24 protein-coding genes are annotated in these 24,918 nt (G+C 69.7%); 1 reads left to right on the top strand and 23 read right to left on the bottom strand.

Going from position 1 to position 24,918, the window contains the following annotated elements; all coding sequences use genetic code 11:
* Positions 1-31 precede the first annotated feature (31 nt).
* From metK to pyrR, 13 genes are all read right to left on the bottom strand, one after another.
* A complete protein-coding gene (gene metK, locus OG718_RS42995) occupies positions 32-1,240 on the bottom strand; it encodes a methionine adenosyltransferase (RefSeq protein ID WP_143635364.1) in 1,209 nt (402 codons plus the stop codon).
* A 237-nt stretch (positions 1,241-1,477) separates the two neighbouring features.
* Positions 1,478-2,680 carry a bifunctional phosphopantothenoylcysteine decarboxylase/phosphopantothenate--cysteine ligase CoaBC gene (gene coaBC / locus OG718_RS42990; RefSeq protein ID WP_306940993.1) on the bottom strand — a complete coding sequence of 401 codons (1,203 nt, stop codon included), beginning with the start codon at positions 2,678-2,680 and terminating at the stop codon, positions 1,478-1,480.
* A 102-nt stretch (positions 2,681-2,782) separates the two neighbouring features.
* Complete coding sequence (rpoZ, locus tag OG718_RS42985) at positions 2,783-3,055, bottom strand: DNA-directed RNA polymerase subunit omega (RefSeq protein WP_006382157.1); 273 nt, start codon at positions 3,053-3,055, stop codon at positions 2,783-2,785.
* 38 nt (positions 3,056-3,093) lie between these two features.
* Positions 3,094-3,687, bottom strand: coding sequence for a guanylate kinase (gene gmk, locus OG718_RS42980; RefSeq protein ID WP_143635367.1), 594 nt, complete (start codon positions 3,685-3,687; stop codon positions 3,094-3,096).
* Positions 3,688-3,725: 38 nt separating this feature from the next.
* Positions 3,726-4,049, bottom strand: coding sequence for an integration host factor (locus tag OG718_RS42975; protein ID WP_005319887.1), 324 nt, complete (start codon positions 4,047-4,049; stop codon positions 3,726-3,728).
* 256 nt (positions 4,050-4,305) lie between these two features.
* The gene (gene pyrF / locus OG718_RS42970; protein WP_328846703.1) at positions 4,306-5,154 is read right to left on the bottom strand and encodes an orotidine-5'-phosphate decarboxylase; all 849 of its coding nucleotides are present in this window, start codon (positions 5,152-5,154) and stop codon (positions 4,306-4,308) included.
* Complete coding sequence (locus tag OG718_RS42965) at positions 5,151-6,260, bottom strand: quinone-dependent dihydroorotate dehydrogenase (protein ID WP_328846702.1); 1,110 nt, start codon at positions 6,258-6,260, stop codon at positions 5,151-5,153. The genes pyrF and OG718_RS42965 overlap by 4 nt, the downstream gene beginning before the upstream one ends.
* 76 nt (positions 6,261-6,336) lie before the next feature.
* The gene (gene carB, locus OG718_RS42960) at positions 6,337-9,645 is read right to left on the bottom strand and encodes a carbamoyl-phosphate synthase large subunit (RefSeq protein WP_328846701.1); all 3,309 of its coding nucleotides are present in this window, start codon (positions 9,643-9,645) and stop codon (positions 6,337-6,339) included.
* Positions 9,638-10,822, bottom strand: coding sequence for a glutamine-hydrolyzing carbamoyl-phosphate synthase small subunit (gene carA / locus OG718_RS42955; RefSeq protein ID WP_328846700.1), 1,185 nt, complete (start codon positions 10,820-10,822; stop codon positions 9,638-9,640). The genes carB and carA overlap by 8 nt, the downstream gene beginning before the upstream one ends.
* Complete coding sequence (locus OG718_RS42950; RefSeq protein WP_373466281.1) at positions 10,819-11,430, bottom strand: PH-like domain-containing protein; 612 nt, start codon at positions 11,428-11,430, stop codon at positions 10,819-10,821. Before OG718_RS42950 ends, carA begins: the two co-directional genes overlap by 4 nt.
* Complete coding sequence (locus OG718_RS42945) at positions 11,427-12,713, bottom strand: dihydroorotase (RefSeq protein WP_328846699.1); 1,287 nt, start codon at positions 12,711-12,713, stop codon at positions 11,427-11,429. The genes OG718_RS42950 and OG718_RS42945 overlap by 4 nt, the downstream gene beginning before the upstream one ends.
* 5 nt (positions 12,714-12,718) lie before the next feature.
* Positions 12,719-13,696: an aspartate carbamoyltransferase catalytic subunit gene (locus OG718_RS42940; protein WP_143635379.1), complete on the bottom strand. Its 978-nt coding sequence runs from the start codon at positions 13,694-13,696 to the stop codon at positions 12,719-12,721.
* A gap of 135 nt (positions 13,697-13,831) precedes the next feature.
* Positions 13,832-14,422 carry a bifunctional pyr operon transcriptional regulator/uracil phosphoribosyltransferase PyrR gene (pyrR, locus tag OG718_RS42935; RefSeq protein ID WP_143635381.1) on the bottom strand — a complete coding sequence of 197 codons (591 nt, stop codon included), beginning with the start codon at positions 14,420-14,422 and terminating at the stop codon, positions 13,832-13,834.
* A gap of 243 nt (positions 14,423-14,665) precedes the next feature.
* Here pyrR and bldD point away from each other — a divergent pair, with 243 nt between their 5' ends.
* A complete protein-coding gene (bldD, locus tag OG718_RS42930; protein ID WP_027751102.1) occupies positions 14,666-15,166 on the top strand; it encodes a transcriptional regulator BldD in 501 nt (166 codons plus the stop codon).
* A gap of 229 nt (positions 15,167-15,395) precedes the next feature.
* Here the strand turns inward: bldD and nusB are convergent, their stop codons facing one another.
* The 10 genes from nusB to mltG all read right to left on the bottom strand — a co-directional run bounded on the left by nusB (position 15,396) and on the right by mltG (position 24,823).
* Positions 15,396-15,830: a transcription antitermination factor NusB gene (gene nusB, locus OG718_RS42925; RefSeq protein WP_143635383.1), complete on the bottom strand. Its 435-nt coding sequence runs from the start codon at positions 15,828-15,830 to the stop codon at positions 15,396-15,398.
* 2 nt (positions 15,831-15,832) lie between these two features.
* On the bottom strand, positions 15,833-16,399 hold the full coding sequence (efp, locus tag OG718_RS42920) for an elongation factor P (protein WP_055613844.1): 567 nt from the start codon (positions 16,397-16,399) through the stop codon (positions 15,833-15,835).
* 58 nt (positions 16,400-16,457) lie between these two features.
* Positions 16,458-17,564, bottom strand: a complete 1,107-nt coding sequence (locus OG718_RS42915; RefSeq protein ID WP_328846698.1) for an aminopeptidase P family protein — start codon at positions 17,562-17,564, stop codon at positions 16,458-16,460.
* 188 nt (positions 17,565-17,752) lie between these two features.
* Entirely contained in the window at positions 17,753-18,667 is a 915-nt protein-coding gene (locus tag OG718_RS42910; RefSeq protein WP_328846697.1) for a Pro-rich N-terminal domain-containing protein, read from the bottom strand.
* Between the two features lie 184 nt (positions 18,668-18,851).
* A complete protein-coding gene (aroB, locus tag OG718_RS42905) occupies positions 18,852-19,943 on the bottom strand; it encodes a 3-dehydroquinate synthase (protein WP_143635389.1) in 1,092 nt (363 codons plus the stop codon).
* Positions 19,940-20,422, bottom strand: a complete 483-nt coding sequence (locus tag OG718_RS42900; protein ID WP_143636023.1) for a shikimate kinase — start codon at positions 20,420-20,422, stop codon at positions 19,940-19,942. Before OG718_RS42900 ends, aroB begins: the two co-directional genes overlap by 4 nt.
* 29 nt (positions 20,423-20,451) lie before the next feature.
* Complete coding sequence (gene aroC / locus OG718_RS42895; protein ID WP_143635391.1) at positions 20,452-21,636, bottom strand: chorismate synthase; 1,185 nt, start codon at positions 21,634-21,636, stop codon at positions 20,452-20,454.
* Between the two features lie 168 nt (positions 21,637-21,804).
* Positions 21,805-22,074 (bottom strand): hypothetical protein, encoded by a 270-nt coding sequence (locus tag OG718_RS42890; protein WP_306940987.1) that lies wholly within the window; start codon positions 22,072-22,074, stop codon positions 21,805-21,807.
* 69 nt (positions 22,075-22,143) lie between these two features.
* On the bottom strand, positions 22,144-22,995 hold the full coding sequence (locus OG718_RS42885; RefSeq protein WP_143635395.1) for a shikimate dehydrogenase: 852 nt from the start codon (positions 22,993-22,995) through the stop codon (positions 22,144-22,146).
* Entirely contained in the window at positions 22,973-24,823 is a 1,851-nt protein-coding gene (mltG, locus tag OG718_RS42880; protein ID WP_328846696.1) for an endolytic transglycosylase MltG, read from the bottom strand. The genes OG718_RS42885 and mltG overlap by 23 nt, the downstream gene beginning before the upstream one ends.
* Positions 24,824-24,918 lie beyond the last annotated feature (95 nt).

Here is a 24,918-nt window from a genome sequence, read left to right as displayed (position 1 = left end):
CGGGCCTCACAAAACCGTGGAACCGGAGGGACTACAGCCCCGCGGCCTTCCGCAGCGCGTCCACCCGGTCCGTCTTCTCCCAGGTGAACTCGGGCAGCTCACGGCCGAAGTGGCCGTACGCGGCGGTCTGGGCGTAGATCGGGCGGAGCAGGTCCAGGTCGCGGATGATCGCGGCCGGGCGGAGGTCGAAGACCTCGGTGATGGCCGTCTCGATCTTCTCGGCGTCGATCTTGGCGGTGCCGAAGGTCTCGACGAAGAGGCCGACGGGCTCGGCCTTGCCGATGGCGTAGGCGACCTGGACCTCGCAGCGCGTGGCGAGGCCCGCGGCGACGACGTTCTTCGCGACCCAGCGCATGGCGTACGCGGCGGAGCGGTCGACCTTGGACGGGTCCTTGCCCGAGAAGGCGCCGCCACCGTGGCGGGCCATGCCGCCGTAGGTGTCGATGATGATCTTGCGGCCGGTGAGGCCGGCGTCGCCCATCGGGCCGCCGATCTCGAAGCGGCCGGTCGGGTTGACCAGCAGCCGGTAGCCCTCGGTCTCCAGCTTGATGCCGTCGTCGAGGAGGGCCTTCAGCTCCGGCTCGACCACGAACTCGCGGATGTCGGGGGCCAGGAGGGAGTCCAGGTCGATGTCCGACGCGTGCTGCGAGGAGACGACAACCGTGTCCAGACGGACCGCCTTGTCGCCGTCGTACTCGATGGTGACCTGGGTCTTGCCGTCCGGGCGCAGGTACGGGATCGTCCCGTTCTTGCGGACCTCGGAGAGGCGCCGCGAGAGACGGTGCGCGAGGTGGATCGGGAGCGGCATCAGCGCGGGCGTCTCGTCCGTCGCGTAGCCGAACATCAGGCCCTGGTCGCCCGCACCCTGCTTGTCGAGCTCGTCCTCGTCGCCCTCGACGCGCTTCTCGTACGCCGTGTCGACGCCCTGCGCGATGTCGGGGGACTGCGAGCCGATGGACACCGAAACGCCACAGGAGGCGCCGTCGAAGCCCTTCTTCGAGGAGTCGTAACCGATCTCGAGGATCTTGTCGCGCACGAGCTGCGCGATCGGCGCGTACGCCTTGGTGGTGACCTCCCCGGCCACGTGCACGAGGCCGGTGGTGATCAGCGTCTCCACGGCGACCCGGGAATGCGGGTCCTCGCGGAGAAGCGCGTCGAGAATGGTGTCACTGATCTGGTCAGCGATCTTGTCGGGGTGACCCTCGGTCACAGACTCCGAGGTGAACAGGCGACGGGACACAACGCTCCCTGAGGTTGCAGCGGCTGCTGGCTGATCATTGGCGGACGGCCGGGAGCTGCGCCCGGCGTCGTCCGAGAACAGTTTATCGGTCGCGCTCTGCCGCCGGGCTACTGTCTCGCCTCTCGGAAGCGCTGTGACCTGCGGCACGGGCATTCTGCGACACGACGAACCTTCTGCGCCAGGCTCCCACACCCCGATCTGACGGTTTTGGCGGGTCTGTTGGAGCGAATGAGACATTCACCCGATGCGACGCACCACGAGATCCCACACGGTCTCGGCCAGGGCTTCCTTGGGTCCGTACGGCACCGGGGTCTCGCTTCCGTCGGCGCCGAGCACCACCGCCTCGTTCTCCTCGGAGCCGAAGGTCTTGCGTTCGCCGACCTCGTTCACCACGAGGAGGTCGCAGCCCTTGCGTCGGAGCTTCGTCCGCCCGTTGGCCAGGACGTCGTCCGTCTCGGCGGCGAAACCGACGATCACCTGGCCCGGGCGGGCGCGGTCCGCCGAGATCTCCGCGAGGATGTCCGGATTACGGACCAGAACGATCGGCTCCGGTTCCTGGCCGTCCTTCTTCTTGATCTTTCCGGCCGCGTATGCGGCGGGCCGGAAGTCCGCGACCGCCGCCGCCATCACCACGGCGTCGGCCTCCGGCGCGGCCTTGAGCACGGCCTCGCGCAACTGCACGGCGGTCCCGACCTGTACGACGTCGACACCGGCCGGGTCCGGCATGCCGGTGTTCGCGGCGATCAGGGTGACCCGGGCACCCCTGGCGGCGGCGGTGCGCGCGAGGGCGTACCCCTGCTTCCCCGAGGAACGGTTGCCGAGGAAGCGGACCGGGTCGAGCGGCTCGCGCGTGCCTCCGGCGCTGACGACGACGTGACGGCCGGCGAGGTCGGGCTCTGTGACGCCGCGCGCGAGCACCCGGCGGCAGACCTCGAAGATCTCCGACGGTTCGGGCAGCCGCCCCTTGCCCGTGTCCACGCCGGTCAGGCGCCCCACCGCCGGGTCGATGACCACGGCGCCGCGGCGGCGCAGCGTCGCCACGTTGTCCTGGGTGGCCGGGTGTTCCCACATCTCGGTGTGCATGGCGGGGGCGAAGACGACCGGGCACCGGGCGGTGAGCAGTGTGTTCGTCAGCAGGTCGTCGGCGAGGCCGTGGGCGGCCTTCGCCAGCATGTCCGCGGTGGCGGGGGCGACGACGACCAGGTCGGCCCCCTGTCCGATGCGGACGTGCGGGACCTCGTGGACGTCCGACCAGACCTCGGTGGACACGGGGTGGCCGGAGAGCGCGGACCAGGTCGCGGCGCCGACGAAGTGCAGCGCGGACTCCGTCGGGACGACCCGCACGTCGTGCCCCGACTCGGTCAGTCTCCGCAGCAGCTCACAGGCCTTGTACGCGGCGATGCCACCGCTGACCCCCAGCACGACCTTCGGCTTGTCCACGTCTCTCCCCGGACCTCGGAAAACGTACGTCCCCATCACACACCACAGGCCCGGCAGTCGCGCTGCCGGGCCTGTGGAAAAACGAACTGCAAGCCGAAAATACTACTGCGCCGGGCCTTCGACGGCCTCCGACGTCAGGAGACCCGCGTTGATCTCGCGCAGGGCGATCGAAAGCGGCTTCTCGTGGACATGCGTGTCGACGAGGGGACCGACGTACTCAAGGAGGCCTTCACCGAGCTGCGAGTAGTACGCGTTGATCTGGCGCGCGCGCTTGGCGGCGTAGATCACGAGGCTGTACTTCGAGTCGGTTGCCTCGAGGAGCTCGTCGATCGGAGGGTTGATGATGCCCTCGGGCGTGGAGATGGAAGAGGACACGCTCTGCCTTCCGAAAGGTGGGATGGGATCGAAAACGATCACACAACTGCCATCAAGGCTAGCAGCTCGCGCGCCACGTCCTCGACGGAGGTGTTGACCAGGGTGACGTCGAACTCCGGCTCTGCCGCCAGTTCGATCTTTGCGGCCTCCAGCCGGCGCTCGATCACCTCGGGCGGTTCGGTGCCCCGCCCCGTGAGCCTGCGCACGAGCTCCTCCCAGGAGGGAGGAGCCAGGAACACGAGCAGAGCATCCGACATGGACTCGCGGACCTGCCGGGCTCCCTGGAGATCGATCTCCAGGAGGACCGGCTCACCCGACTCCAGCCGTTCGAGCACGGCCTTGCGCGGTGTCCCGTAGCGGTTGCCCGCGAACTCCGCCCATTCGAGCAGTTCGCCGTTGGCGATCAGCTTGTCCATCTCCTCGTCGCTGACGAAGAAGTAGTGGACACCGTGCTTCTCCCCGGGGCGCGGCTTGCGGGTCGTCGCCGACACCGAGAGCCAGACCTCGGGGTGTTCCTTGCGCATATGGGCGACGACCGTGCTCTTGCCGACCCCGGAGGGGCCGGAGAGCACGGTCAGCCGCGGACGTACGTCCGGGGGTACGGGGGTCGTCCCCCGGGGTGTTGCAGCCATGCGGCGATTATCCAGGTTCTCAGGGGTGCCCGAGAACGTCAGGCAGCACCGCCGCCGAACTCGCGCTCAAGAGACGCGATCTGATTGGAGCCGAGACCGCGCACACGGCGGCTCTCGGAGATGCCAAGTCGCTCCATGATCTGCTTGGCGCGGACCTTGCCCACGCCCGGCAGGGACTCCAGGAGGGCGGAGACCTTCATCTTGCCGATGACGTCGTTCTCCTGGCCCTGCTTGATGACCTCGTGAAGGGAGGCGCCGGAGTGCTTGAGTCGATTCTTGACCTCGGCCCGCTCCCGGCGAGCCGCGGCGGCCTTTTCGAGCGCGGCTGCGCGCTGTTCAGGGGTAAGGGGCGGAAGAGCCACGCCTACGTCACCTCGGATGTCGAACTGTCGGATACGGACCGGTGAGGAACCTAGTCGCCCCACACCTGGGGAGCAACGAGCAACGCTCTTGCCCGTTCACTCTGCGTCGGAGACTAGCGGGCAAGTCCGCCGGAGTCAGCGAGAACAGCGGAAAAGTCCTGGTCAGCCTCTATCGAGTCCGACATTCCGGACAAAATGCCCCGGATTTGAGGATGTATTCAGACTCGGGACGCCTGAAGGACGCCCACGAAAAGCGCTAGGCAGACGCCACGGCCGCCCTGATCTGCTCCGCGAAGAGGTCCGATGACGCGCGTAGCGAGCCGATGTCGGGTCCGTGACGCAGAACACCCCGGCTGACGTTCGGGACCACCCGGTGCACCGCCGCGCCGAACACGCCCGGCAGATCGGCCGGTGTGGCCCCCTGGGCACCGATTCCGGGCGCGAGGAGCGGGCCGTTGATGTCGAGGTCGTACGAGGACAGATCGCCGAGCGTGGCGCCGACGACCGCCCCGAAGGAGCCCATCGGGGTCTCCCCCGCGTTCTCCTCGGCGAGATGCGCCAGCATGGTCGCGCCCACGTTCCGCAGGGCCGTGTCCTCGGGGCGTACCGCGTGCTGCACCTCGCCGCCCTCCGGGTTGGAGGTCAGCGCGAGCACGAACAGTCCCGAGCCGCTCTCCCGCGCGAGGTCGACCGCCGGCCTCAGCGACCCGTAGCCGAGGTACGGCGAGACGGTGAGCGCGTCGGAGAAGAGCGGCGAGCCCTTCTCCAGGAAGGCGGAGGCGTACGCCGCCATCGTCGAGCCGATGTCGCCGCGCTTGGCGTCCATGACGACCAGCGCACCGGCCTGCCGCGCCTCCTCGACCGACTTCTCCAGTACGGCGATGCCCCGCGACCCGAAGCGCTCGAAGAACGCGCTCTGGGGCTTGAGCACGGCCACCCGGTCGGCCAGCGCCTCGACGACGGTGCGGCTGAAGCGCTCAAGACCCGCGATGTCGTCGTTCAGACCCCAGTCGGCGAGCAGGGAGGTGTGCGGGTCGATCCCGACGCACAGCGGCCCACGCTCGTCCATGGCGCGGCGCAGTCGCGATCCGAAGGGCTCAGTCATACCGTCGTCTTCCTTACGTCGGCGCCGACCGCGTCGGCGAGGGTGGCGTGCGGGCTGGTGCGCAGGCGGGCGGCCAGGCCCTTGTGAATGGCACGGCCCCAGAAGGGGCCCTCGTAGATGAAGGCGCTGTAGCCCTGGACGAGCGTGGCGCCCGCGAGGATCCGCTGCCAGGCGTCCTCGGCGTTCTCGATCCCTCCGACGCCCACGAGGGTGATGCGGTCCCCCACGCGCGCGTAGAGGCGGCGCAGCACCTCCAGGGAGCGCGCCTTCAGCGGGGCGCCCGAGAGTCCGCCGGTCTCTCCGACCAGGGTGGGTTCGGACTTCAGACCGAGCCCCTCGCGCGCGATGGTGGTGTTCGTGGCGATGATCCCGTCCAGGCCGAGTTCGACGGCGAGGTCGGCGACCGCGTCGACGTCCTCGTCGGCCAGGTCGGGCGCGATCTTCACCAGCAGCGGAACCCGGCGCGTGGTCACCGTCCGGTCGGCCGCCTCGCGGACGGCGGTCAGCAGCGGCCGCAGCGACTCGGTGGCCTGGAGGTTGCGCAGCCCGGGCGTGTTCGGCGAGCTGACGTTGACGACGAGGTAGTCGGCGTACGCGGCCAGCCGTTCGGTGGACTTCACGTAGTCGGCGGCGGCCTCGGCCTCCGGAACCACCTTGGTCTTGCCGATGTTGACGCCCACGACGGTCCTGAAGACGGGCGTACGGGCCGCCAGGCGCCCCGCCACGGCCTCGGAGCCCTCGTTGTTGAACCCCATGCGGTTGATCAGCGAGCGGTCCGGCACGAGGCGGAACAGGCGTTTCCTGGGGTTGCCCGGCTGCGCCTCCCCCGTCACCGTGCCGATCTCGATGTGGTCGAAGCCGAGCATCGACATCCCGTCGATGGCGACCGCGTTCTTGTCGAAGCCCGCCGCGAGCCCGAACGGCCCGTGCATCCGCAGCCCGAACGCCTCGGTCCGCAGCTCCTTGTGGCGGGGCGCGAGCACGGCGGCGACGAAGGTCCGCAGGACGGGGACACGGACGGCGAGCCGGATCCAGCGGAAAGCGAGGTGGTGGGCCTGCTCGGGGTCCATGCGCTGGAACACGAGCCGGAAGAAGAGCTTGTACATGGTCGGTGTCCTCAAGAAGAGCCTGATGAGCCTCATGAAGAGGGGGACACCGTTTCCGGTGTCCCCCTCGGGGCTGCTAGTCGCGGGCCGCGGTCAGATGCTCGGCGTGTTCCTGGAGCGAACGCACGCCCACGTCACCGTGGTTGAGCGCGTCGATGCCCTGGACGGCCGCGGCGAGCGCCTGGACCGTCGTCAGACAGGGCACGGAGCGGGCCACGGCAGCCGTACGGATGTCGTAGCCGTCGAGGCGGCCGCCGGTGCCGTACGGCGTGTTGACGATGAGGTCGACCTCGCCCTCGTGGATGAGCTGGACGATCGTCTTCTCGCCGTTCGGGCCCTCGCCCTCGGACTGCTTGCGCACGACGGTGGCGTTGATGCCGTTGCGCTTGAGCACCTCGGCCGTACCGGACGTGGCGAGCAACTCGAAGCCGTGGGCGACCAGTTCACGCGCCGGGAAGATCATCGAGCGCTTGTCCCGGTTGGCGACCGAGATGAAGGCACGGCCCTTGGTCGGCAGCGGACCGTACGCGCCCGCCTGGGACTTGGCATACGCCGTGCCGAACACCGAGTCGATGCCCATGACCTCGCCGGTGGAGCGCATCTCCGGGCCGAGGATCGTGTCGACGCCGCGGCCGTGGATGTCGCGGAACCGCGACCACGGCATGACGGCCTCCTTGACGGAGATCGGTGCGTCCAGCGGCAGTTCGCCGCCGTCGCCGACGGCCGGCAGCAGTCCCTCGGCCCGCAGTTCGGCGACGGTCGCGCCCAGCGAGATCCGGGCGGCGGCCTTCGCCAGCGGCACCGCGGTCGCCTTCGAGGTGAAGGGGACGGTGCGCGAGGCACGCGGGTTGGCTTCGAGGACGTACAGGATGTCGCCCGCCATCGCGAACTGGATGTTGATCAGTCCGCGGACCCCGACACCCTTCGCGATGGCCTCCGTCGAGGCCCTCAGGCGCTTGATGTCGAAGCCGCCGAGCGTGATCGGGGGCAGCGCGCACGCCGAGTCGCCGGAGTGGATGCCGGCCTCCTCGATGTGCTCCATGACACCGCCGAGGTACAGCTCGTGGCCGTCGTACAGCGCGTCCACGTCGATCTCGATCGCGTCGTCCAGGAAGCGGTCGACCAGGACCGGCCGGGACGGGCTGATCTCGGTCGACTCCTCGATGTACGAGGCCAGCCGCGTCTCGTCGTACACGATCTCCATGCCGCGCCCGCCGAGCACGTACGACGGCCGGACGAGGACGGGGTAGCCGATCTCGTCGGCGATGGCCTTGGCCCCGGCGAACGTCGTGGCGGTGCCGTGCTTCGGCGCGGGCAGCCCGGCCTCCGCGAGGACCTGGCCGAAGGCGCCGCGGTCCTCGGCGGCGTGGATCGCCTCGGGCGGGGTGCCCACGACCGGCACGCCGTTGTCCTTGAGCGCCTGCGAGAGACCCAGCGGAGTCTGTCCGCCGAGCTGGACGATGACGCCGGCGATCGGTCCGGCGAGCGTCTCCGCGTGGACGATCTCCAGCACGTCCTCCAGGGTGAGCGGCTCGAAGTACAGCCGGTCGGAGGTGTCGTAGTCCGTGGAGACGGTCTCGGGATTGCAGTTGACCATCACGGTCTCGTAGCCCGCGTCGCTCAGCGCGAAGGAAGCGTGGACGCAGGAGTAGTCGAACTCGATGCCCTGGCCGATGCGGTTCGGCCCGGAGCCGAGGATGATCACCGCGGGCTTCTCGCGCGGGGCGACCTCCGACTCCTCGTCGTACGAGGAGTAGAAGTACGGCGTCTTGGCGGCGAACTCGGCGGCGCAGGTGTCGACCGTCTTGTAGACCGGGCGTACGCCCAGCGCGTGCCGCACCTCGCGCACGACGTCCTCGCGCAGGCCGCGGATCTCGCCGATCTGTACGTCGGAGAAGCCGTGGCGCTTGGCCTCGGCGAGCAGCTCCGGGTCCAGCTTGTCGGCGGCGGCCAGCTCGTCCGCGATCTCCTTGATCAGGAACAGCTGGTCCACGAACCACGGATCGATCTTCGTGGCGTCGAAGACCTCCTCGGGCGTGGCGCCCGCGCGGACGGCCTGCATGACGGAGTTGATGCGCCCGTCGGTCGGCCGGATCGCCTCGGCCAGCAGCTCGGCCTTGTCGCCGGGCTCGCCGACGAAGGTGAACTGGCTGCCCTTCTTCTCCAGCGACCGCAGCGCCTTCTGCAGCGCCTCGGTGAAGTTGCGGCCGATCGCCATGGCCTCGCCGACCGACTTCATGGTCGTGGTCAGCGTGGAGTCGGCGGACGGGAACTTCTCGAAGGCGAACCGCGGGGCCTTGACGACCACGTAGTCGAGCGTGGGCTCGAAGGACGCCGGCGTCTTCTCCGTGATGTCGTTCGGGATCTCGTCGAGGGTGTAGCCGACGGCCAGCTTGGCGGCGATCTTGGCGATAGGGAAGCCGGTCGCCTTGGAGGCCAGGGCCGAGGAACGCGAGACCCGCGGGTTCATCTCGATGACGATGATGCGGCCGTCGTCCGGGTTCACCGCGAACTGGATGTTGCAGCCGCCGGTGTCGACGCCGACCTCGCGGATGATCGCGATGCCGATGTCGCGCAGGCGCTGGTACTCGCGGTCGGTCAGCGTCATCGCGGGCGCCACGGTGATCGAGTCGCCGGTGTGCACGCCCATGGGGTCGAAGTTCTCGATGGAGCAGACGACCACGACGTTGTCGTTCTTGTCGCGCATCAGCTCCAGCTCGTACTCCTTCCAGCCGAGGATGGACTCCTCCAGGAGCACCTCGGTGGTCGGCGAGAGCGTGAGGCCCTGCCCCGCGATGCGGCGCAGCTCCTCCTCGTCGTGCGCGAAGCCGGAGCCGGCGCCGCCCATGGTGAAGGAGGGCCGGACGACGACGGGGTAGCCGCCGAGCGTCTCGACGCCCTGGATGACGTCGTCCATGGAGTGGCAGATGACCGAGCGGGCGGACTCGCCGTGCCCGATCTTCTCGCGGACGGCCTCGACGACGTCCTTGAAGAGGTCGCGGTCCTCGCCCTTGTTGATCGCCTCGACGTTGGCGCCGATCAGCTCGACACCGTACTTCTCCAGCACTCCCTGCTCGTGCATGGAGATCGCGGTGTTGAGGGCGGTCTGCCCGCCGAGCGTCGGCAGCAGGGTGTCCGGCCGCTCCTTGGCGATGATCTTCTCGACGAACTCCGGGGTGATCGGCTCGACGTACGTCGCGTCGGCGATCTCCGGGTCGGTCATGATCGTCGCCGGGTTGGAGTTGACGAGGATGACCCGCAGGCCCTCAGCCTTGAGGACGCGGCAGGCCTGGGTGCCGGAGTAGTCGAACTCGGCGGCCTGGCCGATGACGATCGGGCCGGAGCCGATGACCAGGACGGACTGGATATCGGTGCGCTTAGGCACGCTGGCCCTCCATGAGCTCTACGAAGCGGTCGAACAGGTAGGCCGCGTCGTGCGGGCCCGCCGCCGCCTCGGGGTGGTACTGGACGCTGAACGCCGGCTGGTCGAGCAGCTGCAGCCCCTCGACGACCTGGTCGTTCAGGCAGACGTGCGAGACCTCGGCACGCCCGTAGGGGGTCTCGGAGACCTTGTCGAGCGGCGCGTCGACGGCGAAGCCGTGGTTGTGCGCGGTGACCTCGACCTTGCCGGTCGTACGGTCCTGCACGGGCTGGTTGATGCCCCGGTGACCGTACTTCAGCTTGTACGTGCCGAAGCCGAGGGCGCGGCCGAGGATCTGGTTGCCGAAGCAGATGCCGAAGAGCGGTGTCTTCCGTTCCAGCACGGCACGCATCAGGGAGACGGGGTGCTCGGCCTGCTCCGGGTCACCGGGGCCGTTGGAGAAGAACACGCCGTCCGGCTCGATCGCGTAGATGTCCTCGGCCGTCGCTGTGGCGGGCAGCACGTGCACCTCGATGCCGCGCTCGGCCATGCGGTGCGGGGTCATGCCCTTGATGCCGAGGTCCACCGCGGCGACGGTGTACTTCGCGGCACCGATCGAAACGGCTTCGCCGTCGGGGCCGATCGCGGGGACGACGTACGTCTCCTTGGTGGCCACTTCCTCGTAGAGGCTGGCGCCCTTCATCTCGGGGGCCTGGCGCACCTCGGCGAGCATGGTGCCCTCGTCGGGCAGCGCGTTGCCGGAGAAGATGCCGACGCGCATGGCGCCGCGCTCGCGCAGATGGCGGGTGAGCGCGCGGGTGTCGATCCCGCTGATGCCCACGACGCCCTGCTGGACGAGCTCCTCGTCCAGCGAGCGCCGGGAGCGCCAGTTGGAGGGCACGCGCGCGGGGTCCCGTACGACGTAACCGGCGACCCAGATGCGCTTCGACTCGGGGTCGTCGTCGTTGACGCCGGTGTTGCCGACGTGCGGGGCGGTCATCACGACGACCTGGCGGTGGTACGACGGGTCGGTGAGGGTCTCCTGGTAGCCGGTCATGCCGGTGGAGAACACCGCTTCGCCGAAGGTCACCCCCACGGCCCCGTAGGCGCGGCCGCGGAAGGTCCGGCCGTCCTCCAGGACGAGTACGGCGGGAGCCGCCTTTCGCCTCTGTGAGGCGGTTCCCTGGATGGAGGTCGTCATCGTGCGCCTTCCGTCTTGTCGCTCTTGTCGCTCGTGTTGATCATGTTGTTCAGGGTGTCGACCCACTCGTTGTGCTCGGCCGCGTGGTCGGAGCGGAAGCCCGAGTCGATCAGCCGGTCGCCGTGCTCCCAGGTGACGACGAGGAGCCCGCCCTCGGTGAGGACCTTGCCCGCGATGCCCTTGTCGAGCCGGGCCTCACGCAGTTGGGCGACCGGCACGAAGAAGTCGGCCGCTCCGGGGCGTACGACATCGAGGCCCGCGTCCGTCAGCGTGACCTCGGCCCGGCTGCGGGTGCCCAGGCCGTGCGCCACGATGCGGTCGAGCCACTGCCCGGCGGTGGTGGAGCCGTGGTAGCGGCCACTCATCGAAAGCACAGTCAGTCTCGCCTCACCGGGCTCTTCCGGCGCGGTGTGCAGCTCGGGAAGGTCGCCCTGGAGTGCGCCGCGCCACTTCCAGCCCTCGCGCATCAGCCAGTAGACGAGCGCGATGAACAGCACGAGGCCGACGAGCCAGCCGATCCGGGCGGCCCAGTCGGTCACTTCCGCGGACTTCTGTTCCGCGGCGATGTCCGCTGTGATCTGCGCTGCAATGGGGGTGAGTGATGTCACGCGAGCTTCCCGTCGACGAGCGTGGCCCTGCCCCGGAGCCACGTGTGCGTGACACGGCCCGGCAGCTCACGACCCTCGTACGGAGTGTTGCGGCTGCGCGAAGCGAAGCCCGCGGGGTCCACGGCTCCACGGTATGCCGTGTCGACGAGGACGAGGTTGGCGGGCTCGCCTGCCGAGACGGGACGGCCGTGGCCCTGCGCCCGCCCGATACCGGCGGGCTTGAACGACATGCGGTCGGCGACGCCGGCCCAGTCGAGCAGCCCGGTCTCGACCATCGTCTGCTGGACGACGGACAGCGCGGTCTCCAGGCCCACCATGCCCATGGCGGCCGCGGCCCACTCGCAGTCCTTGTCCTCGTGCGGGTGCGGGGCGTGGTCGGTGGCGACGATGTCGATCGTGCCGTCGGCGAGCGCCTCGCGCAGGGCCATGACGTCGCGCTCGGTGCGCAGCGGCGGGTTGACCTTGTAGACGGGGTTGTACGAGCGCACCAGCTCGTCGGTGAGGAGGAGGTGGTGCGGGGTGACCTCGGCGGTGACGTCGATGCCGCGGGACTTGGCCCAGCGCACGATCTCCACCGATCCGGCGGTCGACAGGTGGCAGATGTGCACGCGCGATCCGACGTGCTCGGCGAGCAGGACGTCCCGGGCGATGATCGATTCCTCGGCGACCGCGGGCCAGCCGCCGAGTCCCAGCTCGGCGGAGACGACGCCCTCGTTCATCTGGGCGCCCTCGGTGAGCCGGGGCTCCTGCGCGTGCTGGGCGACGACCCCGCCGAAGGCCTTCACGTATTCGAGGGCCCGCCGCATGATCACGGCGTCGTCGACGCACTTGCCGTCGTCGGAGAAGACCGTGACGCCGGCGGCCGACTCGTGCATCGCGCCCAGCTCGGCGAGCTTCTTGCCCTCCAGGCCGACGGTGACGGCGCCGATGGGCTGCACGTCGCAGTAGCCGTGCTCCTGGCCCAGCCGGTAGACCTGCTCGACGACACCGGCGGTGTCGGCGACCGGGAAGGTGTTGGCCATGGCGAACACGGCGGTGTAGCCGCCGCTCGCCGCCGCGCGCGTACCGGTCAGGACCGTCTCGGAGTCCTCACGGCCGGGCTCGCGCAGATGGGTGTGCAGGTCCACGAGCCCCGGCAGGAGCACCTTGCCGTCGGCCTCGACGACCTCGGAGCCCTCGGCCGACAGGCCGCTGCCCACGGCCGCGATCTCGGAACCGTCGATCAGGACGTCCTGCGGCTCGCCGCCGAGCACCTTCGCACCACGGATAAGGATCTTGCTCATGTGACTTACTTCTCCTCGGTACGGGTGTGGGTGACGGCGGGTTCGTTGCCGCCGAGAAGCAGGTAGAGCACGGCCATCCGGATCGAGACGCCGTTGGCGACCTGCTCGATGGCGGTGCAGCGCCCGGAGTCGGCGACCTCGGCGGTGATCTCCATGCCGCGGACCATCGGCCCGGGGTGCATCACGATGGCGTGCTCGGGCATCTTCGCCATCCGGTCGCCGTCGAGCCCGTAGCGCCGCGAGTACTCGCGCTCGGTCGGGAAGAACGCCGCGTTCATCCGCTCGCGCTGCACACGCAGCAGCATCACGGCGTCGGACTTGGAGAGCGTGCTGTCCAGGTCGTACGAGACCTCGCAGGGCCAGGACTCGACGCCGACGGGCACCAGGGTCGGCGGGGCCACGAGGGTGACCTCGGCGCCGAGGGTGTGCAGCAGGTCGACGTTCGAGCGGGCGACCCGGCTGTGCAGGATGTCGCCGACGAGCGTGATGCGCTTGCCTGCCAGGTCCTGACCGAGGCCCGCGTCCCGGCCGACGAGCCGGCGGCGCATGGTGAAGGCGTCGAGCAGGGCCTGCGTGGGGTGCTGGTGGGTGCCGTCTCCCGCGTTGATGACGGCGGCGTCGATCCAGCCGGAGGTGGCGAGCCGGTACGGGGCTCCGGAGGCGCCGTGCCGGATGACGACGGCGTCGACGCCCATGGCTTCGAGGGTCTGCGCGGTGTCCTTCAGGGACTCGCCCTTGGAGACGCTTGATCCCTTGGCGGTGAAGTTGATCACGTCCGCGGAGAGACGCTTCTCCGCGGCCTCGAACGAGATCCTCGTCCGGGTGGAGTCCTCGAAGAAGAGGTTGACGACGGTCCGGCCGCGCAGGGTCGGCAGTTTCTTGATCGGCCGGTCGGCGACCCGGGCCATCTCCTCGGCGGTGTCGAGGATCAGGACGGCGTCGTCGCGGGTGAGGTCGGCGGCCGAGATGAGATGACGCTGCATCTGTCAGGCTCCGTAAGGCAGTTCAGGTCGGGAAGCGGGGGCCCGGGAGGTGTCCCTCGGAAGGGCACAGCCGGCCGGGCGCGGGCGCGCGGAGGCGCACTCGGGTCGTACGGGCGGACGTACGGCTGAGTGCAGCTACCGCTCGCCGGGCCGGGCGGTCTGCTTCACACCGAGCAGCACGGTGTCGCGACCGTCCTCCTCGGCGAGCTGGACCTTGACCGTCTCCCGCAACGACGTGGGGAGGTTCTTGCCGACGTAGTCGGCGCGGATCGGGAGTTCGCGGTGACCTCTGTCGACGAGGACCGCGAGCTGTACCGCACGGGGACGCCCTATGTCGTTCAGCGCGTCGAGGGCTGCCCGGATGGTGCGGCCGGAGAAGAGCACGTCGTCGACGAGGACGACCAGGCGGCCGTCGATGCCGTCACCGGGGATGTCCGTACGGGCCAGCGCCCGCGGCGGGTGCATGCGCAGGTCGTCGCGGTACATGGTGATGTCGAGGGAACCGACCGGGATCTTGCGGTCGGTGATCTCTTCGAGCTTGGCGGCCAGCCGCTGGGCGAGGAAGACGCCTCTGGTCGGGATGCCGAGAAGCACCACGTCGTCGGCGCCCTTGGCGCGTTCGACGATCTCGTGGGCGATGCGGGTCAGCACCCGCGCGATGTCGGGGGCTTCCAGAACGGGCCGTGCGTCGGCCTCGTACTGCTGCTTGTCCTGCTCTGAGTCCATACGAAACGGACCTCCTTCTCCGCCTCACGGGACGGATCATTAAAGGACGTCGGAATTGCGCCAACCACGGTACCAGCCCGGCAACGCCCCTGATCACCCCCTTGGCACCAGCCGTACCGGGCTCCCACGGAAGGGTCGGTCCGGACCATTCGGCTTGACGAGGCAGAGTCACGCTGCGTAACCTCACAGTGAGTCACCAGCCGCGCGGCCGAGCCGCACGTCGACACAGTGCCGGGGAGCTATATGTCCAGCGAATACGCCAAACAGCTCGGGGCCAAGCTCCGCGCCATCCGCACCCAGCAGGGCCTTTCCCTCCACGGCGTCGAGGAGAAGTCCCAGGGCCGCTGGAAGGCGGTCGTGGTCGGTTCCTATGAGCGCGGCGACCGCGCCGTGACCGTACAGCGTCTCGCCGAGCTGGCGGACTTCTACGGCGTGCCGGTGCAGGAGCTGCTGCCGGGCACCACTCCGGGCGGAGCCGCCGAGCCGCCGCCGAAGCTGGTCCTGGACCTGGAGCGGCTGGCCCACGTGCCGGCCGAGAAGGCGGGCCCCCTGCAGCGCTACGCGGCGACGATCCAGTCCCAGCGCGGCGACTACAACGGCAAGGTGCTGTCGATCCGCCAGGACGACCTGCGCACGCTCGCCGTCATCTACGACCAGTCCCCCTCGGTCCTCACCGAGCAGCTGATCAGCTGGGGCGTCCTGGACGCCGACGCGCGCCGCGCGGTCTCCCACGAGGACGCCTGACCCGTACGGGGACTGAGAAGAAACGTGCCGCCGGGGTGGCCGGAACCAGACGGTTCCGGCCACCCCGGCGGCTTTCTGCGGGCCTCGGGGACGCCGGAGGTACGGGAACGCCGGAGGGGCCCCAGCGAGATCGCTGGGGCCCCTCCGGCGTTCCTCAGGGGCGCGGGGAACTGCGCGACAAGCCCAGGACGGCCCGCACGCTACAACGAAACGCGCGGCCCCCTCACGTTCAGACCTCGTCGCGCCGAAGCGACGACTTGAGCTCCTTGAACCGGCCGAGCAGACCGTTCACAAAGGCGGGCGACTCGTCCGTGGAGAACTCCTTGGCGAGCTGCACGGCCTCGTCGAGCACCACGGCATCCGGGGTCTCGTCGACCCAGATCAGCTCATAGGCGCCCAGCCGCAGGATGTTGCGGTCGACGACCGGCATCCTGTCGAGCGTCCAGCTCACCGCGTACTGCGAGATCAGCTCGTCGATGCGCTTCGCGTACTTCGCGTAGCCCTCGACGAGCTGCATGGTGTACTCGCTCACCGGCGGCTGCCGGGTGTCGGTCCGGGAGTGCCGGATCCAGTCACCCAGGACCGTCTGGACGTCCACGCCACGCTGATCACCCTCGAAGAGGATCTGGAAGGCGCGCTTGCGGGCCGTATTGCGGGCAGCCACGGTTAGCTGTTCACCCGGCCGAGGTAGTCGCTCGAACGGGTGTCGACCTTGATCTTCTCACCGGTGGTGATGAAGAGCGGGACCTGGATCTGGTAACCGGTCTCCAGGGTGGCGGGCTTGGTGCCGCCGGTGGAGCGGTCGCCCTGGACGCCCGGCTCGGTCTCCTGGATGACCAGCTCGACGGCGGCCGGCAGCTCGACGAAGAGCACCTCGCCCTCGTGCTGGGCGACGGTGGCGGTGAAGCCCTCGATCAGGAAGTTCGCGGCGTCGCCGACGGCCTTGCGGTCGACCATGAGCTGGTCGTAGGTCTCCATGTCCATGAAGACGAAGTACTCGCCGTCCATGTACGAGAACTGCATGTCACGCTTGTCGACAGTGGCCGTCTCGACCTTGACGCCGGCGTTGAACGTCTTGTCGACGACCTTGCCGGAAAGCACGTTCTTCAGCTTGGTGCGCACGAAGGCCGGGCCCTTGCCGGGCTTGACGTGCTGGAACTCGACGACGGACCAGAGCTGGCCGCCTTCGAGCTTGAGCACCAGGCCGTTCTTGAGGTCGTTCGTGGAAGCCACGGTTGCGGAATCTCCTGGACTGACGTGGACGACCCCGGAACACGCGCACAGCGGGAAGCTAGAGCGCGAGCAGCTCCTTGGTCGTGATGGTGAGTAGCTCGGGTCCGCCGTCCGCCTCGGGGCGCACGACGAGCGTGTCATCGATCCGGACACCGCCCCGGCCCGGGATGTGGACCCCCGGTTCGACGGTGACCGGCACGCAAGCGTCCAGTTTACCCATGGCCGCGGGGGCCAGCTGCGGGTCCTCGTCGATTTCGAGCCCCACACCGTGTCCGGTCAGCGGAGGAAGGCCGTCCGTATACCCCGCGGAGTCGAGAACCTGGCGGGCCGCACGGTCCACGTCACGGTAGGCGGCGCCGGGCACGAGGGCCTCGCGGCCGGCCCGCTGGGATGCGAAGACGAGGTCGTACAGCTCGATCTGCCAGTCGGCGGGCGAGGTCCCGATGACGAAGGTACGGCCGATCTCGCAGCGGTATCCGCGGTAGGTCGCGCCGAGGCAGACGGAGAGGAAATCTCCTTCTTCGACCCGGCGGTCGGTGGGACGGTGGCCGCGGCGACCGGAGTTCGGGCCCGTACCGACCGAGGTCGTGAAGGCCGGGCCGTCGGCGCCGTGGTCGACCAGGCGGCGTTCGAGTTCCAGGGCGAGATGGCGTTCGGTGCGGCCGACGAGGATGGATTCCAGGAGCTCGCTCAGTGCCTGGTCGGCGATCTCCGCGCCGATGCGCAGACAGGAGATCTCCTCCTCGTCCTTGATCACACGCAGCTGCTCGACGGCTGCGCCGAGGTCGCCGAGGCGGAGCCGGGGAGCAACCGAGCCGATCGCCCGGTGCCGGGTCACGGTCAGGTGGTGTTCCTCGACGGCGAGGGAGTCGGCGCCCTGGGCCGCGGCGAGGTCCGCCGCGGCGACGGCGGGGTCGCCGCCGGGGCTCGCCAGCGTGTGCACCCGGAGAGCCTCGTCGGGCCTGCCCTCGTCGAGCGGGGTTTGGGGGGGACCGCCGTACACGAGCAGGTCCTCGGTCTTTCCCAGCAGGAGAACGGCGCCGTGAGGGGCCACGCCCGCGAGGTAGCGGACGTTGGCGGGGCGGGAGATCAGCGCGGTTGCGCTGCCGCTCGCCGTGCAGCGCTCTCTCAGCCGGTCGCGGCGGGCCGCGTACGCCTCTGACATGACCCGAGCGTATGAGCTCCGCGGGGTTGGCGCCGGTTGGGGGAGGCCGAGTGGGGGTTCCGGACGGGGGGCGGGGTGCGGCAGGAGGTTGTGTGCCGGGTGCGGGTGGGTGGGGGCTTGTCGCGCAGTTCCCCGCGCCCCTGAGGTGGGAGGGGCTCGGCCCCTCTCCAGAGTTCCCTATCAGTCCTCTACCACTGCGGCGGGCTTGCGATCGACCTTGCCAGTACGTCGTCCAGGACTCGGGCCGTCTGGGGGACGTCCAGTTGGGAGTTGTCGATGATCGGGAGGCCCGAGCCGTACCAGCCCGCCATGCGGCCGTGGATGCGGGCGACCTCCTCGTCGGTGAGGCGGCGGTTTCCGGAGCGCTCGGCGTTGCGCTCCAGGACTATCTCCAGGCCCGGCAGGAGGACGACCGGCAGCAGGCCGGGACCGACGTGCCGCTTCCAGCCGCCGAGGCCGACGACGGGCCGGTCGGGGAAGACCGCGTCGTCGAGGATGCAGGAGATGTTGTTGGCCAGGAAGTTGCGGGCCGCGAAGCCGCAGGTGCGGCGGGCGAGACGATACTGCGCCTCCGAGTGGTCGTTCCACCCCGACTGCGGGTCGGCGAAGCCCGAGCGCACCCATTCGCGTACGTCGTCCAGGCTGATGTGCGCCGTGGGCACCCTGCGGTGGTCCGCCCAGTACTTGGCGACGCTCGTCTTGCCCGCGCCGGCGGGTCCGATGAGCAGGACGGCGAGGGTGGTCGACGTCGGATCGGGCGTGCCGGCGGCGGGAGGCGGGCTCGGCATCGGGACGGGACCGCCCGGCGGCAGCTGTACGTGGCCCGTGGTGTCCGGCGTCGGCGGCGGTGGAGCGTGGTGCGGGACCGTGTGATGCGGGGCGGGTGCGTGGCCCGGTGGATGGGGGGCGGGGGGCCCGCTGGGCGCTCCGGCGAAGCCGGGCGGCGGGCCCACGGGCGCGGGCCCCTGGGGCGCAGGCGCGGGGCCCGGGTGCGCGCCCGGGTGGTGCGGTCCCGAGTGTTGTGCGGCCGGCGACCAGCCGGCGGCCGGTCCGTGCCCCGGCTGGTGGGGCGGCGGCAGCGGAGACCCCACTGCGTGCTGCATCCGGTGCCACTCCGTCTCGTGTCTTTGGCTCACTCGCCGCAGGCAATTTGGCGCTGGGAGCGGGGCACCCGCCCCACTCCCTACCGAACGGTACCGTCCCCGGCCGCCGTTTGGTGAACGGCGGGGGCCGGTCCGAAGTGCCCCTCCGCACAAGGCAAATCAGACCAAGTGTCGCCGGAGGGGGCTATTCGCCCACTTCGCCGTAGGCGGCGAGGAGCACCGCCGGGTCGGGCCCTTCCAGGACGGTGGGCTTGCCCAGGCCGTCGAGGACGATGAAGCGGAGGAGGTTGCCGCGGGACTTCTTGTCGACCTTCATGGTCTCCAGGAGCTTGGGCCACTGGTCGTAGCGGTAGCTCAGCGGCAGCCCGACCGACTCCAGGATCGTGCGGTGCCGGTCCGCGGTCGCGTCGTCGAGGCGCCCCGCCAGTCGGCCGAGCTCGGCCGCGAAGTGCATGCCCACCGCGACCGCCGCGCCGTGCCGCCACTCGTAGCGCTCGTTCTTCTCGATGGCGTGGGCGAGCGTGTGCCCGTAGTTGAGGATCTCGCGCAGCCCGGACTCCTTCAGATCGGACGAGACGACCTCGGCCTTGACCTTGATGGAGCGCTCGATGAGCTCGGCGGTGTGCGGTCCCGCGGGCGTGCGGGCGCCCTGCGGGTCGGCCTCGATGAGTTCGAGGATCGCCGGGTCGGCGATGAAGCCTGCCTTGATGATCTCGGCGAGCCCGGACACGAAGTCGTTGACCGGCAGCGATTCGAGGGCGGCCAGGTCGCACAGCACACCGGCGGGCGGGTGGAAGGCGCCGACGAGGTTCTTTCCCTCGGCGGTGTTGATGCCCGTCTTTCCGCCGACCGCCGCGTCCACCATGGCCAGCACGGTGGTGGGGATGGCGATCCAGCGCACTCCGCGCAGCCAGGTCGCCGCCACGAACCCGGCGAGGTCGGTGGTCGCCCCGCCGCCCACGCCGACGATCACGTCGGTGCGGGTGAAGCCGGACTGTCCGAGCGCCTTCCAGCAGTACGCGGCGACCTCGGCGGTCTTGGCCTCCTCCGCGTTGGGCACCTGGATGGCGACGGCCTCGAAGCCCTGCCCGGCCAGGTCGGCCCGCAGCGCCTCGCCGGTCTCGGCGAGCGCCTCGGGGTGGATCACAGCGACCCGCTTGGCCCGCTCCCCGACCAACGTGCCCAACTCACCGAGCAGTTGGCGGCCGACCAGCACCTCGTACGGCTCGCTGCCCGCCGTGCCGCCGACGTGGATCCGCGTCACTGCCTCGCTCATGCTTCCTTCAACTCCAGTGCGTCGAGGACCGCTTGGGCGACCTCTTCGGGGGTACGGCCGTCGGTGGCCACCACGGCGGTCGCGACCTCGGTGTAGAGGTGGCGGCGGGCCTCCATCAGCTCGCGCCACTGCCGGCGCGGGTTGACGGCGAGCAGCGGCCGTGCGGTGTTCAGACCCGTGCGCTTGACCGCTTCCTCGACATCCATCGAGAGGTACACGACGGGCTGTCCGGCCAGCAGTGCCCGGGTGTCGGCGTCGAGGATCGCGCCGCCGCCGAGTGCCAGCACGCCGTCGTACCCGGCCAGGGCCCGGTGCACCGCCTGCTTCTCGATCGCGCGGAAGGCGGGCTCGCCGTCGTCGACGAAGATGTCCGCGATGGTGCGGCCCTGCTCGGCCACGATGTCGCCGTCGGTGTCCCGGTACGCGCAGCCGAGCCGCTCCGCGACCAGCTCGCCCACCGTGGACTTGCCGACCCCCATCGGGCCGACCAGGATCACGCGCGGAGCGCTCACCGCACGACCAGGTTCTGGAGGTACGACTCGACGTTGCGCCGTGTCTCGGGCACGGAGTCCCCGCCGAACTTCTCCGCCACCGCGTCCGCGAGAACCAGCGCCACCATGGCTTCGGCGACGATGCCCGCGGCCGGGACCGCGCACACGTCCGAGCGCTGGTGGTGCGCCTTGGTCGCCTCACCGGTCGCCACGTCGATGGTGGCCAGCGCGCGCGGCACCGTCGCGATGGGCTTCATGGCGGCCCGTACGCGCAGGAGTTCGCCGGTCGTCAGGCCACCCTCGGTGCCGCCGGAGCGTCCCGAGGTCCGCCTGATGCCCTCGTCGGTCCGCACGATCTCGTCGTGCGCCTTGGAGCCCGGCACCCGTGCCAGATCGAAGCCGTCGCCGACCTCGACACCCTTGATGGCCTGGATGCCCATGAGCGCGGCCGCGAGCCGGGCGTCGAGCCGCCGGTCCCAGTGCACGTGCGAGCCGAGGCCCACCGGCACGTCGTACGCGAGGACCTCGACCACGCCGCCGAGCGTGTCGCCGTCCTTGTGGGCCTGGTCGATCTCCGCGACCATCGCCTTCGACGCGTCGGCGTCGAGGCAGCGCACGGGATCGGCGTCGAGCCTCTCCACATCGGCCGGGGTCGGGTAGACGCCGTACGGAGCCTTCGCGGCGGCCAGCTCGACGACGTGCGAGACGACCTCGATGCCCGCCGTCTCCTTCAGGTACGAACGCGCCACCGCGCCCAGCGCCACCCGGGCCGCCGTCTCACGCGCCGAGGCACGCTCCAGGATCGGCCGGGCCTCGTCGAAGCCGTACTTCTGCATACCGGCGAGATCGGCGTGACCGGGCCGGGGCCGGGTCAGCGGCGCGTTGCGGGCCAGTTCGGCGAGGATCTGCGGGTCGACGGGGTCGGCCGCCATGACCTGCTCCCACTTGGGCCACTCGGTGTTGCCCACCATGATCGCGACCGGAGAGCCCAGGGTGAGGCCGTGCCGTACGCCGCCCAGGAAGGTGATCTCGTCGCGCTCGAACTTCATGCGCGCGCCGCGTCCATACCCGAGGCGCCGCCTGGCCAGGTGGTCCGCCACCATCTCCGTGGTGATCGGCACGCCGGCGGGAAGTCCCTCCAGCGTCGCGACAAGTGCGGGACCGTGGGACTCCCCCGCGGTCAGCCAGCGCAACCTGCTCAACGGTGCTCCTCATGCTCGCGCCCTGGTACTGCGTACTGCCTTTGCGTACGCGCGTCCTCGCGTACGGCGACGGCGCGACCGGGTGCGCGGCCCTGGCCCGCCGGTAACGATCCTCCCACGTCCGCGCCGCCTGCCCCGCCGCAGGTCCATCAGGCGGACGCGGCCGGGTCACGCCGTGGCGTCGTCCTGGCGGGTCGGGGGCGCGTAGGAGCCCAGGTAGTCGGCGCCACGGCCCTGCCCGTACTGCGCCGCCGCGTGGACGGGCCGCCCCGCGCGCACCGCTCGCCGGTAAGCGAGCTTGTGCTTCAGCTTGTAGGCCCAGGTCGCGAGAACGACGGCCACCACGAGACAGAGCACGGCGATCTGCACCCAGTCCGGCAGAAAGCGCAGCACCACATCGAAGATCTCAGACTTCCACGACGCCAGCGTCACATGCATGGATCAGCCCCCCGGCTCCCCCGAGTTCCGCCCCCTGCGGAACCGAAGGCCGAATCGTATAGGCCGGTCCTACCTGCTCGCGAGCGCCTTCTCGCCTGCTGTCCGCATGGCGTCCAGCGGGGCCGGCACCCGCCCGGTCATCTGCTCGACCTGGAGCACCGCCTGGTGCACCAGCAGGTCGAGGCCGCTGACGACGGCTCCCCCGTACGCCGACCAGCGCGCCGCGAGCGCGGTGGGCCACGGGTCGTACAGCACGTCGAAGAGCGTGGCGGGCCGCTCGGGGACCACGAAGGAGAGGCCATCGGTCGTACCCGCCGGCGTGGTCGCGATGACGAGCGGCGCGCGCAGGGCATGCTCCGCGTCCGCCCAATCCTCCGTACGCACCTCTACGTCGAGCCGCTCGCCCCACTGCCGCATCTCGGCGGCGCGCGCCTGGCTGCGGACGTATGCGACGACCTCGCCGGTGCAGATCCGCGCAAGGGCGGCCAGCGCGGAGGAGGCGGTGGCTCCCGCGCCGAGGATCGCGGCGGAGTCCACCTGCTCGATCCCCCGCTCACGCAGGGCGGCGACCATCCCGGGGACGTCGGTGTTGTCGCCGAGGCGCCGCCCGTCCTCGGTGAACACCACCGTGTTCACGGCCTCGACGGCGGACGCGGTCTCACTGATCTCGTCGAGCAGTGGAATGACCGCCCGCTTCAGCGGCATGGTCAGCGACAGCCCGGCCCATTCGGGACCGAGTTTCCCGACGAATCCCGGAAGAGCCGCCTCGTCGACCTCGAAACGGTCGTACGACCAGTCGTCGAGGCCCAGTTCCTCGTACGCGGCACGGTGCAGCACCGGGGAGAGGGAATGAGCGATCGGGGAACCGAGTACGGCGGCTCGACGCTTCCGGTCTCCGTCAGTCCTTGTTGCGCCGTTCATTGAATTCCTTAACCAGTTTCTCGTGCTCGCTCAAGGTCTTGGTGAAGTCCGTCTTCTTCCCGTCGATGGAGATGAAGAACATCCACGCACCGCCGTCCGGACCCACCGACGCCTTCAGCGCGTCCTGACCCGGATTTCCGATCGGCCCGGGCGGAAGACCCTTGTAGAAGTACGTGTTGTACGGGTCGTCGTAGTTGCGGATCTCGCTCGTCGCAATGTCGATCTTGCTCTGACCCTTGAGGTAGTTGTACGTCGAGTCGAACTCGAGCTTCTGGTTGGTGACGTCGTTCGTCGACTTCAGTCGGTTGTAGACGACGGCGGCCATCTTCTTGAAGTCGTCGTGCGTGATTCCTTCGGCCTGGACGAGGCTCGCAACCGTGATGACCTGCAACGGGTCGTTCAGGTTGAGTTCCTTGGCCTTCTTCTCCAGGTCGTACTTGGCGTACTCCTGCTTGGCCTGCGACACCATTTCCTTCAGGACCGCCTCGGGCTTCATTCCCTTGGCGGCGGGGTAGGTCGCCGGATAGAGGAATCCTTCCAGCGGGTCCTTGATGTCGCTGTCGTTGTCCGCCCAGTCCGGAAGTCCGAGACTCTTGTACTTCTTCTCGGCGACATCCGCGGTGGTGCCCTTGGAAAGCCCCAGCTGTTTGTCGATCGCCGCGTAGACCGTGACGTTCCGCTGGCCTTCCCTGACGACCAGGTTGTTCTGGCTCTTGGGGTCGAGCATCAGCGCGACAGCGCTTTCTGCGGACATCTCCTTCTTGAGCAGATAGGAGCCCGCCTGGATCTTGCCCCCGTCCGGATTCTTCCCCTGGGCCGACACGAAGGCGTCGACACTCTTGACCACTCCCGCGGCCTTGAGCTTCTGGCCGATCACCGATCCGAAGGAGCCCTTGGGGATCACGACGGTCACCTGGTCGCTCGTGCCGTCACCCGCGTAGTCCGGCGCCGAGCCGAAACGATCCTGGTAGAACTGGTAGCCGAAATAGCCGACGCCGCCGACCAATCCGGTGAGGACGAGCGTCACGACCAGGCAGGCAGAGCCGCTCCGGCTCTTCTTCTCGCCTTTGCCCTTGCTTCCCTTGTCGCCTTTTCCGGCCTTGCCGCGCCGACGGCCTTTGGCGTCGTCCTCGAAGTCGTCGTCATCGTCGTCGTCATTGCCACCCGCGAAGAACGCGTGCTCACCCTGGTCGGGGCCCGGATCCCAGTCGGTCTGCGGCGGTTCCGGCTCGACTCCACGGCGGCTCGGCGGCTCCGGCGGCGGATACGCGTCGGGGGTCCCGTAGTAGTCGGGCTGCTGACCGCCGTACGCGGCGGCCTGGCCGCCGTAGGGATCGTTCGGATCGACGCCGTACGGGACCTGGGGCTGCTGCTGGTTCTGCTGGTGCTGTTGTGGGTGCTGCTGGCCCGTGTTGTTCCAGCCACCGTTGTACTGCTGGCCGTTGTCGTACTGCTGACCGTTGTACTGCCGGCCGTCGCCGTACTGCTGGCCGCCGTTGTACTGCTGACCGCCCTGGTCGTGGTACCCCTGGCCACCCTGGCCGTTGTTGTACTGCTGCGGAGCCTGACCGCCGTACTGCTGATCCTGGACGTACTGCTGCTGGTGACCCTGGGAGTAGTACTGCTGCTGGCCCTGGTCGTAGCCAGCCTGCTGGGCGGCTCCCCAGTCGCCGTACTGCTGCTGCGGCTCCTGCGGGTGGTGCTGCGGCTGGCCGCCGTAGGGGGACTGGGCCGCGTCGGCCTCCTGTCCTCCCCATCCGCCGTCCCCGTACAACGGGTCCTCCGGATGCCACGGTTCGGAGCCTGGGCCCCGGCCATACTCAGTCATCGATCCCCTAGAGCCGCGAGGCGGCGGTCGCGGTGGCTGTGGCTCGGCTCCCGTCCGCCTCTCTCCTGTGCGGAGGTTATTCGAACACCACCGCA

The sequence above is a fragment of the Streptomyces sp. NBC_00258 genome (genome assembly GCF_036182465.1).
Classification (GTDB): domain Bacteria; phylum Actinomycetota; class Actinomycetes; order Streptomycetales; family Streptomycetaceae; genus Streptomyces.
The sequence above is the reverse complement of the archived record's forward strand: the minus strand, read 5'-3'. Positions and strand labels throughout refer to the sequence as shown.